This is a genomic window from Pantoea sp. KPR_PJ (assembly GCF_041386365.1).
Lineage (GTDB): Bacteria > Pseudomonadota > Gammaproteobacteria > Enterobacterales > Enterobacteriaceae > Pantoea.
Genome location: NZ_JABMIK010000007.1, coordinates 152,196 through 166,303, shown reverse-complemented (window position 1 = coordinate 166,303; position 14,108 = coordinate 152,196). Strand labels below are relative to the sequence as shown.

Sequence of the window (14,108 nt, the reverse complement as noted above, 5' to 3'; positions counted from 1 at the left end):
CGGCGTTAACGACGTCGCACTGCACGGGTATCGACAAAGGCCATCGCCAGGCCGACCAGCAGCCCGGCGACGTGGGCACCATTCGCAATGGCCAGGCCAAATGCGCCATACCAGCCGATCACCAGCCAGACAACCGCAAAACCGATCAGCCCGCGCTCCAGATAAACGCCGCTTTCGGGATCGCGCTCGCCGCGCAGCCAGCAATAGCCCATCAGCGCGTAAACCACGCCCGACAGTCCACCGAACCAGATACCACTGAATTTGGCCTGCACGAAACCGCTAAGCAGCGCCGAAATTAGCATAATGACAAACAGCTTGCCGCTGCCCAGACGCTTTTCTACCGCACCGCCGAGATACCACCACCACATCAAATTGAACAGAATATGCAGCAGCGAGAAGTGCAACAGCGCATGGCTAAACCAGCGCCATACCTGCAGATATTGCCCCGGCCCATCAGGCCAGCTCAGCCACAGCAGCACCGTCTGGTCGCCAAAAATCTGCATCAGGATATATACCGCAATGCAGACAAAAAGCATGGTCATGGTAAGCGGACCAGCACGCTCACGGATGTTCGACCAGAAATTGCTGCGCTCATAGCGCAGGCCGCTTTTGGTATTGCCGGTATGCCAGCTGGCAGCCTGATAGCGTGGGTGCTCAGGCTGACGAACAAACTGCTGAAGTTCGTTTTCGACCATTGATAGCTGACTTTCGTCATCCAGCAGGATGACGTAGTGGCCGTCCCGCTCGATGCGCAGCGTCACGCCGCGTGTCGCCATATAGTCGACAAACGCCTGCGCCATGCGCGGGTTAGCAAACTGGGTAATGCGCACCATTTTCACTCTCCATGTTCACCGCGCGTGGCTCAGAGGCCGCCGTTAACAACCTGCGCCGGAAACGCAGCGCGCCATGCATCAAAGCCGCCATCAACGCTATAGGCGGCGCTGAAGCCCTGACTCAGCAGATACTGCGCAGCGCCTTTACTGCTGTTGCCGTGATAACACATTACCAGCACCGGTCGTTCACGGCTGGCGCTGGCAAGGAAGGCATTCAGATTGCTGTTACTGAGATGTTGTGCGTGTTGCGCGTGTCCGAGGGCAAAGCTTTGCGGATCGCGAATATCAACCAGCAGCGCGCCTTGCGCCAGATGCTCGCTGGCCTGCTGAACGTTAATGCATTCGAAGGTTTCCATGACTCTCTCATTTCGACGACATAGTTACCGCCTAGTGTAACCCGATAAGCAGCGCCAATAACCTGACAAACTCTCCGGCTTTGTATTTTTTTATCAGCAAGAATGTTAGCTATATCACGCTAAAATGTTTTTACCGCGTTAAAGACTGGCGTCAATGTTGGTTTGCGATTATTATTATGCTCGAAAACGAACATTAATGAACTATTCCGAACATCGGAGGAGATGACGTGGAAACCAAAGACCTGATCGTGATCGGCGGCGGCATCAACGGTGCCGGCATTGCAGCAGATGCTGCAGGACGCGGCCTGTCAGTGCTTATGCTGGAGGCGCGGGATCTGGCTTGCGCCACCTCTTCTGCCAGTTCAAAGCTGATTCACGGCGGCCTGCGCTACCTCGAACACTATGAATTTCGTCTGGTCAGTGAAGCGCTGGCGGAACGCGAGGTTTTGCTGAAGATGGCACCGCACATTGCATTTCCGATGCGCTTCCGCCTGCCGCACCGTCCACACCTGCGTCCGGCATGGATGATCCGCACCGGCCTGTTTCTCTATGATCACCTCGGCAAACGTACCAGCCTGCCCGGCAGTAAGAGCCTGCGTTTTGGCGCGGATTCGGCCCTCAAGCCGGAGATTACGCGCGGTTTCGAATATTCTGACTGCTGGGTTGACGATGCGCGCCTGGTGGTGCTGAACGCGCAGGAAGTGGAGAAGCGCGGCGGTGAGGTACGTACCCGCACCCGTGTGACCCGCGCCTGGCGCGAAAATGGTGTGTGGATGGTGGAAGCCGAAGACGTCGACAGCGGCAAAACCTACAACTGGCGCGCTAAAGCGCTGGTGAATGCGGCTGGCCCGTGGGTCAAACAGTTCTTTGACGATGGTCTGAAACTGAAGTCCCCCTATGGTATTCGCCTGATCAAAGGCAGCCATATCGTGGTGCCGCGCGTACACAACGAAAAACAGTCTTATATTCTGCAGAATGAAGACAATCGCATCGTTTTTGTTATTCCATGGATGGATGATTTCTCTATCATCGGCACCACCGATGTGGAATACAAAGGCGATCCGAAAAACGTCAAAATTGATGAGAACGAGATCGACTATCTGCTGAAGATTTATAACAGCCACTTTAAAAAGCAGCTGGCTCGCAACGATGTGGTCTGGACTTACTCTGGCGTGCGTCCCCTGTGCGATGACGAATCAGATTCACCGCAGGCGATCACCCGCGATTATACGCTGGACATTCATGACGATAACGGCCAGACGCCGCTGCTGTCGGTGTTTGGCGGCAAGCTGACCACCTATCGTAAACTGGCGGAACACGCACTCGAAAAGCTGGTGAAATATTTTCCGAATGCTGGTCCGGCGTGGACAAAAAACTGCGTGCTGCCGGGCGGTGATTTTTCAGGCACGCGTGAAGATTACGCCGCCAGCCTGCGCCGTCGCTACCCGTTTATTAGCGAGGGCATGGCGCGCCATTACGCACGCACCTATGGCAGCAACAGTGAGAAGCTGCTGGAAGGCGCCACTCGCCTGGATGACCTGGGTGAAAACTTTGGCCATGAGTTTTATGAAGCCGAGCTGCGCTACCTGGTACGCAACGAGTGGGTACGCGAGCTGGATGATGCAATCTGGCGTCGTACCAAGCAAGGTATGTGGCTGAATGAGGCGCAGCAGGCGCGTGTGGCGGCGTGGCTGGCCACCCACGGTCAGAAGCCCAGCCTGTCGCTGGCAAGCTAAAATATCCAGTGAAAGGTATAAAAAACGGGGCCGTGGCCCCGTTTTTTTTTGCCTGCTGCCCGCTGGCAAATAGCTCTGACTGCGCAAGCGGGCTGGCAGTGAGTGCCTGCTACAATCTCACCGGCTTAATGTGCCAAATCTCATCGGCATACTCCTGTATCGTCCGATCTGACGAGAAATAGCCCATATTAGCGATATTCAGCGCGGCACGGCGCTGCCACTCTTCCGGCCGACGATAAAGCTCATCTACTTTGTCCTGGGTATCGACATAGCTGCGATAGTCCGCCAGTAGCTGATAGTGATCGCCAAAGTTCACCAGCGAATCGAACAGGTTGCGGTAACGGCCTGGCTCCTGCGGGCTGAAGAGGCCTGAGGCGATCTGCGTCAGCACCTGATGCAGCTCAGCATCTTCTTCGTAGTATTTGCGTGGGTTGTAGCCGCTACTGCGCAACGCTTCGACCTGCGGCGTCGTATTACCAAAGATAAAGATATTCTCTTCGCCCACATGCTCCAGCATCTCGACGTTCGCGCCATCCAGCGTGCCAATGGTCAGCGCGCCGTTGAGGGCAAACTTCATATTGCTGGTGCCCGACGCCTCCGTTCCTGCCGTCGAGATTTGCTCAGAGAGATCCGCCGCCGGAATAATGATCTGCGCCAGGCTGACGCTGTAGTTGGGAATAAACACCACCTTCAGCTTGTTCTTGACCTGCGGATCGTTGTTGATCACGCTGGCGACATCATTGATCAGGTGAATGATGTGTTTTGCGGTGTAGTAGGCCGATGCCGCTTTGCCTGCGAAAATATTGACGCGCGGCACCCAGTCGGCGGTCGGATCGGCTTTGATGCGGTTGTAGCGCGTAATGACATGCAGCACATTCAGCAGCTGACGCTTGTACTCGTGAATGCGCTTAATCTGTACGTCAAACAGCGCGTTAGGGTCGAGTACAATATCAAGATTCTTCGCCACCCAGTCAGCCAGTCGACGCTTGTTATCAAATTTCGCATCGGCCACTTTTTCAATAAAGGCCGGGTAGTCGATCTGCTGGTTTAGCTCAGACAGCTGGCTGAGATCGGTGCGCCAGGTGCGGCCAATCTCTTCGTCCAGTAGCTCTGACAGCGCAGGGTTGGCCAGCGCCAGCCAGCGACGTGGCGTCACGCCATTGGTTTTGTTACAGAAACGGCCCGGGAAGAGACGGGCAAAATCGGCAAACAGCGACTGCACCATCAGGTTGGAGTGCAGCTCAGAAACGCCGTTGACCTTGTGGCTCACCACGACGGCCAGCCACGCCATGCGAATGCGACGGCCATTGTTCTCATCAATGATGGAGATACGTGACAGTAAATCCCAGTCATCCGGGTAGTACTCCTGGATGGTCTTAAGAAAATAGTCGTTAATCTCAAAAATAATGCCCAGATGGCGCGGCAGGATCTTACCAATCATTTCCACTGGCCAGGTTTCCAGCGCCTCGGTCATCAGCGTGTGGTTGGTATAGGAGAAGACCTGGCAGGTCACCTCGAATGCGTCATCCCAGGTAAACTTATGCTCGTCGATCAGCAGGCGCATCAGTTCCGGGATCGCCAGCACCGGATGGGTGTCATTAAGGTGGATCGCGATTTTGTCTGCCAGGTTGTCCCAGGTCTTATGCATCTGCCAGTGCCGGTTAAGGATATCCTGCACCGTGGCCGAAACCAGAAAGTACTCCTGGCGCAGACGCAGTTCGCGTCCTGAATAGGTCGAATCATCGGGATAGAGCACGCGCGACACGTTCTCCGAGTGGTTTTTATCTTCCACCGCGGCAAAATAGTCGCCCTGGTTAAATTTTCCCAGGTTGATTTCGTTGCTCGCCTGCGCTCCCCACAGACGCAGCGTGTTGGTGGCGTCAGTGTCAAAGCCAGGGATGATTTGATCGTAGGCCATCGCCACAATCTCTTCCGTTTCCAGCCAGCTCACCTTCGCGCCTTCATGCTGAATGCGGCCGCCGAAACGTATTTTGTAGCGCGTGTTGTAGCGCTGGAACTCCCAGGGATTGCCATACTCCAGCCAGTAGTCGGGCGACTCTTTCTGCTCGCCGTCGATAATGTTCTGTTTGAACATACCGTAGTCGTAGCGAATGCCGTAGCCGCGTCCAGGCAGGCCCAGTGTGGCCAGCGAATCGAGGAAACAGGCAGCCAACCGTCCCAGCCCGCCGTTACCGAGGCCGGGGTCGTTCTCCTCTTCCATGAGATCGGTCAGGTTCAACCCCATCTCGTCCAGCGCCTGATTGAGATCGTCATAAATGCCCATCGCCAGCAGCGCGTTGCCTAACGTTCGTCCCAGCAGAAACTCCATCGACAGGTAGTAAACCTGGCGAACATCCTGTGACAGCTGCGCGCGGCTGGAGCGTAGCCAGCGCTCCACCATGCGGTCGCGCACCGCCAGCAGTGAGGCATTGAGCCAGTCGTGCTGGTTTGCCACCGAAGGATCTTTGCCGATGGTAAACATCAGCTTGTAGGCAATCGAATGTTTCAGCGCTTCAACCGTCAGTGTCGGCGATGTATAGGTGAAAGGAGCATTCATGTCAGTTATCCCAGTCTCGTTACAGCAAACGTTGGTAAAGATCGCGGTAAGCCTGAGCGGCTACCTGCCAACTAAAATCCATGCCCATCGCCTGTCGCTGAACGTAGCGCCATAGTGAAGGCCGCGACCAGAGAACAAAAGCACGTCGAATCGCTCGCAGCAGCGACCAGGCATTGCTGTCTTCAAAGCTAAACCCGCTGGCGATGCCGTCAGCCAGGTTCTCCAGCGAACTGTCGTTCACCGTATCCGCCAGGCCCCCCGTGCGCCGCACCAGCGGCAAGGTGCCATACTTCAGTCCGTAAAGCTGCGTCAGGCCACAGGGCTCAAAGCGGCTTGGCACCATAATGACGTCAGCACCACCGACGATACGGTGCGAGAAGGCTTCGTGATAGCCGATCTGCACACCCACGCTACCCGGATGTTCTGCTGCCGCCGCCAGAAAGCCCTGCTGCAACTCGGCGTCGCCCTGCCCCAGTAGCACCAGCTGGCCGCCCTGTGCCAGCAGGCCTGGCAACGCTTCCAGCACCAAATCCAGTCCTTTCTGCCGCGTCAGACGGCTAATGACCGCGAAAACCGGCACGCTGTCATCCACCTTGAGTCCCATGGCGATCTGTAACTGGCGTTTATTCTCTGCCTTCGCCTCCAGCGTGTCGCGGTTGTAGCGCGCGCTGAGCAGCAGATCATGCGCCGGATCCCAGATCCCCGGATCGACGCCGTTCAGAATGCCGCTGAGTCGACCCTCGCGCAGCCGCTGCTCCAGCAGCGCCTCCATACCGTAGCCAAATTCCGGGCGCGTAATCTCATGCGCGTAGGTCGGACTGACGGCGGTAATATGGTCGGCGAAAAAGAGGCCCGCCTTCAGGTAGGAGATCTGTCCATAAAACTCCAGCCCGTGCATGCTGAAGAAAGATGATGGCAGCTGGATTTCGTCGAGATGACGGGCGTTGAACAATCCCTGATAGGCCAGGTTGTGCACGGTAAACACGGACTTTGCCGGACGACCGCGTGCCTCCAGATAGGCACAGGTCAGCCCCGCATGCCAGTCATGCGCATGCACGATATCCGGCCGCCAGTAGGTATCCAGCCCGCACGCAATTTCACAGCCCATCCAGCCAAGCAGTGCAAAGCGCAGATAATTATCCACATAGGCGAACTGTGACGTATCGTGATACGGGCTGCCGGGGCGGTCATACAGGGCTGGCACGTCGATCAGATAGATGCCCACACCGTTAAAATGACCAAACAGCAGCTTTGTCGGACCGGCAAAGGTCTGCAACTCCGCAACCACTTGCGCTTCAGGGATCCCTTTACGCAGATCCGGAAACGCAGGCAGCAGCACCCGCGTGTCCGTTCCATCTGCAATCTGCGCCTGCGGCAATGCCCCCACAACATCAGCCAACCCGCCGGTTTTCAGCAGCGGAAATAGTTCTGAACAGACATGTAAAACCTGCATCCTCGGCCTCTTAATTAGTGATCGGGCGCGATCCTCGCGTCGATAATATGGTGCTTTTTATCGCTGGGTTACGCGCTGGCCAGCCTGGCAAGCATAGCGCGTGTGACCAAAACGATACCCTCTTCTGAACGGTAAAACCGGCGGCTGTCCTCGTCGGGATTCTCTCCTATTACCATGCCGTCCGGCAGCACACAGGCGCGGTCAATTACGCAGTTGCGCAGGCGGCAAGATCGTCCCAGTACCACATCGGGCAGCAGAACTGCAGAATCAATATTGCAAAACGAGTTAATGCGCACGCGCGGGAACAGCACGGAATTCACAACCACTGAGCCAGAGATAATAGAACCGCCGGAGATCAGCGAATTCATCGTCATTCCATGGCTGCCCGAGCGATCCTGCACAAACTTCGCGGGCGGCAGCGGCTCCATATGCGTTCGTATCGGCCAGGTATGGTCATACATGTCCAGTTCTGGCGTCACCGAAGCGAGATCGAGATTGGCCCGCCAGTAGGCCTCCAGCGTGCCCACATCGCGCCAGTAAGGCATCATATTCTCATCCTGCTGTACGCAGGAGAGCGTAAACGAGTGGGCATATCCTTCGCCGCTCGCCACGACTTTAGGCAAAATATCTTTGCCGAAATCGTGATTAGAGTTGGGCTCCTGTAAATCTTCCTCCAGCAGCTGATAGAGATACTCCGCGTTGAACACGTAGATCCCCATGCTGGCCAGTGCCCTGGTATCATCACCAGGCATCGCTGGCGGCTGCGACGGTTTCTCGACAAAGTCGATCACTTTGTTCTGTTCATTCACGGCCATAACGCCAAACGCGGTCGCTTCATGAATCGGCACGGGCAGGCAGGCAATGGTGCACTTCGCGTTAGCATCAACGTGGTCGAGCAGCATGCGCGAATAGTCCATTTTGTAAATGTGGTCCCCGGCCAGAATCACGATGTACTGCGCCTGATAGCGGCGAATAATGTCGAGGTTCTGGGTCACGGCGTCTGCGGTGCCGCGATACCAGTGTTCGGTTGCCGTACGCTGCTGTGCAGGCAGCAGATCAACAAACTCGTTCATCTCCTCGTTGAAGATAGACCAGCCGCGCTGAACGTGCTGCGTTAACGTATGCGACTGATACTGGGTAATAACGCCAATACGGCGGATACCTGAGTTGATGCAGTTAGAAAGGGCAAAATCGATAATGCGAAACTTGCCGCCAAAGTGCACGGCTGGCTTGGCGCGTTTCGCGGTCAGGTCTTTCAGGCGCGTGCCTCTTCCCCCGGCGAGGATCAGTGCAACCGTCTGCGTAGGGAGCTGGCGAGCCAGCATCAGATGTTCAGTTCTGTCTAACTTAACCATGTCTGACTCCTTATGATTGCTTTTGGAACACGCACACGCCGTGTGCGGGACCATGCCAGACAGTCGACAAAATGGGGTTGTCATCCCCGGCGAAAGGAGGAACGGCACGCCATTCTCCGTCTGGTAAGGCGATATCACTCACCGAATCCGTGGCGTTTATTGTTATTAACCAACGGCCGGAGAGCAGAATCTGCATTCTTTGCGCCTTCTGCTCCCACTCCTCTTGCTGCAATGGCCTGCCGCTGGCATTGAGCCATTGCACATTACCGTCGCCCTCTTGCCACCAGCGATCGGCGGTTAACGCCGGGATCTGCTGACGTAAACGGATCAGGGCGGCGGTAAAATCCACCAGACTGCTCTCTTCTTCCTGCCAGTCGAGCCAGGTCAGAATATTATCCTGACAGTAGGCGTTGTTGTTGCCGTGCTGACTGTGGCCGCGTTCATCGCCAGCGAGCAGCATCGGCGTGCCCTGCGCCAGCAGCAGCGACGTCAGCAGCGCATGCGTGCTCAGGCGACGGCGCTCGATGACCTCGAAGCTGGCCCGCAGTCCTTCTACGCCGTGGTTGTAGCTGAAATTGCCGTTGCTGCCGTCGCGGTTATCCTCGCCGTTGGCCTGGTTATGCTTATGGTTAAAGCTCACCACGTCGCGCAGCGTAAAGCCGTCGTGCGCGGTGATCAAATTAACCGCGGCGTGCGGCAGTCGGCCATCGCGCTGGAACAGATCGCTGGAGGCGGCGAAGCGGCGCGCGAACGCGCCGTTACTGACGTCACGATGCAGCCAGAAGCGCCGCATATCGTCGCGAAAATGGTCGTTCCACTCGGCGAACAGCGGCGGAAAGTTGCCGACCTGATAGCCGCCTGGACCGATATCCCAGGGTTCGGCGATCAGCTTGACCTGCGAGAGCAGCGGGCAGGCTTTGATCGCCTCGAACAGCGGCGCGTGCGCTGAGAAATCGGGCGTGCGCCCCAGTACCGGCGCCAGATCGAAGCGAAAGCCGTCGACATGGCAGACGCGCACCCAGTAGCGCAGCGCCTCCAGTGCCCAGTTCATCACCTCGGGATCGCTGAGATTCAGGGTATTGCCGCAGCCGGTCCAGTTTTCATATTCGCCCTGCGGGCTCAGCCAGTAGTAGCTGGCGTTATCGACGCCGCGCTGCGACAGCGTCGGGCCGATCTCCTCCAGCTCGGCGGTATGGTTGAACACCACATCCAGCAGTACTTCGATGCCCGCCGCGTGCAAATCCTTCACCGCCTGCTGAAACTCCTGCAGAGGAGACGCGCGCTCCTGCGAGGCGTAACGCGGATCGACGGCCCAGAGCGCAAAAGGGTTGTAGCCCCAGTAGTTGCTTAATCCGAGGCGCTGCAGGCGCGGCTCGCTGGCGAAATGGGCCACCGGCAGCAGCTCCAGCGCGGTGACGCCGAGATGGCGCAGGTAATTCACCATAACAGGATGGCCGAGGGCGGCGTAAGTCCCACGCAGCGATTCCGGAATTTCCGGATGTCGCTGCGTTAATCCGCGGACGTGCGCTTCGTAAATAACCGTGTTGCCCCAGGGCGTACGCGGGGCGACGTCGCCTTCCCAGTCGAAGTCCTCCGCCACCACCAGCGATTTAGGCGCCACGGCGGCGCTGTCCTGCTCGTCAGGCTGCTCAATGCCGCCATAGAGACGCGGGTCGTCTGTTACCTCGCCCTCAACCGCGCGGGCACAGGGATCGACCAGCAGCTTGGCGGGATTGAAGCGGTGCCCGCGCGCCGGCGCCCAGGGACCGTGAACGCGGAAGCCGTAGCGCTGACCCGGTTTTAGCGCGGCCGCATAGCCGTGCCAGATATCGCCGGTGCGCGCCGGCAGATCGAAGCGTCGCTCTTTGCCCTGGTCGAACAGGCAAAGCTCGACGCGCGCGGCATGCCGGGAGAAGAGCGTAAAGTTAACGCCCCTGCCGTCGTAACTGGCGCCTGGCGGCTCAGCACGTCCCGGAAGCAGCGTCATTCCGCCTCCTTCACCAGCCAGATTGTCGCCAGCGGCGGCAGCGTCAGCGACAGCGACTGTGGTCGGTTGTGGCTGGCGATCTCATCGGTATGCACCACCGGGTTGCGCGTATCGCTGCCGTGATAGCTGTGCTGATCGGTGTTGATCACTTCGCGCCAGTTCCCCGCCTGATTAACGCCGAAGCGGTAGTTGTGGCGCGGCACCGGCGTAAAGTTGCTGGCGACGATAATCTCGTTGCCGTCGCGGTCGCGGCGTACAAAGACGAAGACCGAGTTTTCACGATCGTCTACTACCAGCCACTCAAAGCCGGCCGGGTCGAAATCGAGCTGATGCATGGGCGCAAAATGGCGGTAGGTATGGTTCAGATCGCGCACCAGCCGCTGGACGCCGTGGTGCCAGTTATCCGCGCCCTCCAGCAGATGCCAGTCAAGACTGACATCGTGGTTCCACTCTTTGCCCTGCGCGAACTCGCCGCCCATAAATATCAGTTTTTTGCCGGGGAAGGCCCACATCCAGCCGTAGTAAGCGCGGAGGTTAGCGAACTTCTGCCAGGGGTCGCCTGGCATACGATCAAGCAGCGACTTCTTGCCGTGCACCACTTCGTCATGGGAGAGCGGCAGCATGAAGTTCTCGGTGTAGTTGTACATCATACCGAAGCTCATCAGATCGTGATGGTGGCTGCGGTAGACGGGATCGAGCTTCATGTAGTCGAGGGTGTCGTGCATCCAGCCCAGGTTCCACTTATACCAGAATCCGAGGCCGCCCGACTCCGGCGGGCGTGATACGCCGTCAAAGTCGGTGGACTCTTCGGCGATGGTCACCGTGCCGGGCGCAGCGCGGCCCAGCGTACGGTTGGTGTAGCGCAGGAAGGCGATAGCTTCGAGGTTTTCGCGACCACCGTAGTGGTTTGGCACCCACTCGCCCTCTGCACGACTGTAGTCGCGGTAAATCATCGACGCTACGGCGTCGACGCGCAGGCCGTCAATGCCGTAGCGCTCCAGCCAGTAGAGCGCATTGCCCGCCAGATAGTTGCTCACTTCACGACGGCCAAAGTTATAGATCAGGGTGTTCCAGTCCTGATGATAGCCTTCGCGCGGGTCGCTGTGCTCGTAGAGCTCGGTGCCGTCGAACCTCGCCAGGCCAAAATCGTCGCTGGGGAAGTGGCCCGGCACCCAGTCGAGCAGCACGTTCAGGCCCGCTTCGTGCGCGGCGTTGATGAAATAGAGGAATTCGTCGCGCGTACCGAAACGGCGCGTCGGCGCATACATGCCGAGCGGCTGATAGCCCCAGCTGCCGTCAAAGGGATGTTCGTTGATTGGCAGCAGCTCGATATGGGTGAAGCCCATCTCTTTGACATAGGGCACCAGCTGCTCCGCCAGCTCTTTGTAGCTGAGCCAGAAGTTGTTGTCTGTATGGCGACGCCAGGAGCCGAGGTGCACTTCATAAACGGAGACAGGGGCGTCAAAATCGTTACGCGCTTTACGCTCTTCACTCATCTCTACCCGGGGTGGCAGCCCGCAGATCATGGATGCGGTTTGCGGGCGCATTTGCGCCTCAAAAGCGTAAGGATCGGCTTTAATGCGCAGATGACCGGCGTTGTCGACAATTTCAAACTTGTAGAGCTGGCCGTTAAACGCGCCGGGTACAAACAGCTCCCAGATACCCATTTCACGGCGAAAACGCATAGGGTGGCGGCGGCCGTCCCAGAAGTTAAAGTCGCCTACGACAGAAACGCGCTGCGCATTGGGTGCCCAGACGCTGAAACGCGTGCCGTGTACGCCATCAATAAGCGTACCGTGCGCACCCAGGGTTTCATAAGGGCGCAGATGGGTGCCTTCTGCCAGCAGCCAGGCGTCCATCTCCTGCAATAATGGGCCGAAGCGGTAGGCGTCATCGATCAGGTTTTGCTGGCCATGCCAGTTCACCGCCAGCTGATAGCGAAACATATTTTTGCGGCGCGGCACCACCGCGCTGAAAAAACCGCGTGAATCCAGACATTTCAGCTGGGCAACTTTACGCCCGGTATTGGTCTCAATGACCCAGACTTCTGAGGCATCGGGCAGCAGCGCCCTGACTTCCAGCCCGTTGGCTGTCTGGTGCATCCCCAGTAACGAAAAAGGATCAGCATAATTACCCGCGAACAGGGCGTTGATCGCCTGGCGATCGGGAAGCTCTGACATGACTTTTTTCCTGTGATTATTTGGCAGGCGAGATGGACACGGCGCGTGCCGTGCATCAGGGCGCTGCTCTTCATTGAGCCATGCGTACAACGGCAGAGAGAGGAAACCACTCCGTGGGAAATTATCTTTGCCGTGTACAACAACTATTCGATGCGTAATGCAAAACAGTCAACAATCGGCACATCATGGTTAAATCATAGCTTGGGCTTGCAAGTTGCCAGGGCAGAAAACGAAAAATTATCGGTGGGGACGTAAAAAACGGAAGTCGATCACTTACAGAAAGTAAGTTGTTTGACTTATTAAAGAATAATCATGCAGAAAGGCCGGGAAAAACCCGACCTTTCTGCATTTTTTATCCTAGTCGACTAACAGTCTTAGCATGCGACGCAGCGGCTCTGCCGCGCCCCATAACAGCTGGTCGCCAACGGTGAAGGCTGACAGATATTCTGGCCCCATGTTGAGCTTGCGCAGTCGGCCAACTGGCGTGGTCAGCGTGCCGGTCACCGCGGCAGGCGTCAGCTCGCGCATAGTCAGCTCGCGATCGTTAGGCACCACTTTCACCCATTCGTTATGCGAGGCCAGCAACTGCTCGATTTCCGACAGCGGCACATCTTTTTTCAGCTTCAGGGTGAACGCCTGGCTGTGACAGCGCAGTGCGCCGACGCGCACGCAAAGACCATCAACCGGAATGGTTTGCTGCGTGCCAAGGATTTTGTTGGTTTCCGCCTGACCTTTCCACTCTTCGCGGCTCTGGCCGTTGTCGAGCTGCTTGTCAATCCACGGGATCAGGCTGCCTGCCAGCGGTACGCCGAAGTTATCGGTCGGCAGCGTGCCGGACCGGGTCAGTTCGGTGACGCTGCGCTCAATATCCAGAATCGCTGACGCGGGATCCTGTAGCGACGTTGCAACGTGATTGTGCAGCATGCCCATCTGCGTCAGCAGCTCGCGCATATGACGCGCGCCGCCGCCCGATGCGGCCTGATAGGTGGCAACAGAGGCCCACTCCACCAGATCCTGGGCAAACAGCCCGCCCAGTGACATCAGCATCAGGCTAACGGTGCAGTTGCCGCCAACAAAGGTTCTGATGCCCTTATCGAGACCCTGACGAATCACCTGATGGTTGACCGGATCAAGAATAATGATGGCATCATCTTTCATGCGCAGCGTAGAAGCCGCGTCAATCCAGTAGCCCTGCCAGCCGCTTTCGCGCAGCTTCGGATAGACTTCACTGGTGTAGTCGCCACCCTGACAGGTGATGATAATATCGAGCGCCTTCAGCGCTTCAATATCAAATGCATCCTGCAGCGCACCGGTCGACTTGCCACCAAACGTCGGTGCGGCTTGTCCCAGCTGGGAGGTAGAGAAGAAGACCGGATTGATGACGTCAAAATCACGCTCTTCGCTCATGCGCGACATCAGCACAGAGCCGACCATACCGCGCCAACCAATAAAACCTACATTCTTCATTTTCTGTCCGTCTCAGTCAGCGATATCCACTGACCTGCTTACCGAAGGGAAGAGCAAAAGGAGAGATTCCCGCTGCCCTGCGTCATAAATGGATTTACCTGTGACCAACAACTCTACAAAATGCTGCACTTCTGGCAAGTGAATTAATTCGATTGCGCCAACTTTTTCAGCAGTGCGGCTAATA

9 protein-coding genes are annotated in these 14,108 nt (G+C 57.3%); 1 reads left to right on the top strand and 8 read right to left on the bottom strand.

The annotated features are described in order from the left end of the window. Positions 1-5: 5 nt before the first annotated feature. A complete protein-coding gene (glpG, locus tag HP564_RS15500; RefSeq protein WP_371244647.1) occupies positions 6-830 on the bottom strand; it encodes a rhomboid family intramembrane serine protease GlpG in 825 nt (274 codons plus the stop codon). A gap of 32 nt (positions 831-862) precedes the next feature. Next, a complete protein-coding gene (gene glpE, locus HP564_RS15495) occupies positions 863-1,189 on the bottom strand; it encodes a thiosulfate sulfurtransferase GlpE (protein WP_371244511.1) in 327 nt (108 codons plus the stop codon). 227 nt (positions 1,190-1,416) lie between these two features. On the opposite strand from glpE, the gene glpD reads away from it, so the two are divergent. Beyond that, positions 1,417-2,925 carry a glycerol-3-phosphate dehydrogenase gene (gene glpD / locus HP564_RS15490; RefSeq protein WP_371244509.1) on the top strand — a complete coding sequence of 503 codons (1,509 nt, stop codon included), beginning with the start codon at positions 1,417-1,419 and terminating at the stop codon, positions 2,923-2,925. Between the two features lie 109 nt (positions 2,926-3,034). Here the strand turns inward: glpD and glgP are convergent, their stop codons facing one another. The 6 genes from glgP to asd form a co-directional block, all read right to left on the bottom strand. Beyond that, positions 3,035-5,482: a glycogen phosphorylase gene (gene glgP, locus HP564_RS15485; protein WP_371244507.1), complete on the bottom strand. Its 2,448-nt coding sequence runs from the start codon at positions 5,480-5,482 to the stop codon at positions 3,035-3,037. Positions 5,483-5,501: 19 nt separating this feature from the next. Then, on the bottom strand, positions 5,502-6,935 hold the full coding sequence (glgA, locus tag HP564_RS15480) for a glycogen synthase GlgA (protein WP_371244505.1): 1,434 nt from the start codon (positions 6,933-6,935) through the stop codon (positions 5,502-5,504). 68 nt (positions 6,936-7,003) lie between these two features. Next, a complete protein-coding gene (gene glgC / locus HP564_RS15475) occupies positions 7,004-8,290 on the bottom strand; it encodes a glucose-1-phosphate adenylyltransferase (protein ID WP_371244503.1) in 1,287 nt (428 codons plus the stop codon). Between the two features lie 10 nt (positions 8,291-8,300). Further along, entirely contained in the window at positions 8,301-10,277 is a 1,977-nt protein-coding gene (glgX, locus tag HP564_RS15470; protein WP_371244501.1) for a glycogen debranching protein GlgX, read from the bottom strand. Beyond that, complete coding sequence (glgB, locus tag HP564_RS15465; protein WP_371244499.1) at positions 10,274-12,457, bottom strand: 1,4-alpha-glucan branching enzyme; 2,184 nt, start codon at positions 12,455-12,457, stop codon at positions 10,274-10,276. The genes glgX and glgB overlap by 4 nt, the downstream gene beginning before the upstream one ends. A gap of 357 nt (positions 12,458-12,814) precedes the next feature. Next, positions 12,815-13,924 carry an aspartate-semialdehyde dehydrogenase gene (gene asd, locus HP564_RS15460; RefSeq protein WP_371244497.1) on the bottom strand — a complete coding sequence of 370 codons (1,110 nt, stop codon included), beginning with the start codon at positions 13,922-13,924 and terminating at the stop codon, positions 12,815-12,817. Positions 13,925-14,108 lie beyond the last annotated feature (184 nt).

Excerpts from the sequence above, each read along its gene's own strand:
- glpE (WP_371244511.1), bottom strand. The coding sequence starts at position 1,189 with ATGGAAACCTTCGAATGCATTAACGTTCAGCAGGCCAGCGAGCATCTG.
- glgP (WP_371244507.1), bottom strand. The coding sequence starts at position 5,482 with ATGAATGCTCCTTTCACCTATACATCGCCGACACTGACGGTTGAAGCG.
- glgA (WP_371244505.1), bottom strand. The coding sequence starts at position 6,935 with ATGCAGGTTTTACATGTCTGTTCAGAACTATTTCCGCTGCTGAAAACC.
- glgC (WP_371244503.1), bottom strand. The coding sequence starts at position 8,290 with ATGGTTAAGTTAGACAGAACTGAACATCTGATGCTGGCTCGCCAGCTC.
- glgX (WP_371244501.1), bottom strand. The coding sequence starts at position 10,277 with ATGACGCTGCTTCCGGGACGTGCTGAGCCGCCAGGCGCCAGTTACGAC.
- glgB (WP_371244499.1), bottom strand. The coding sequence starts at position 12,457 with ATGTCAGAGCTTCCCGATCGCCAGGCGATCAACGCCCTGTTCGCGGGT.
- asd (WP_371244497.1), bottom strand. The coding sequence starts at position 13,924 with ATGAAGAATGTAGGTTTTATTGGTTGGCGCGGTATGGTCGGCTCTGTG.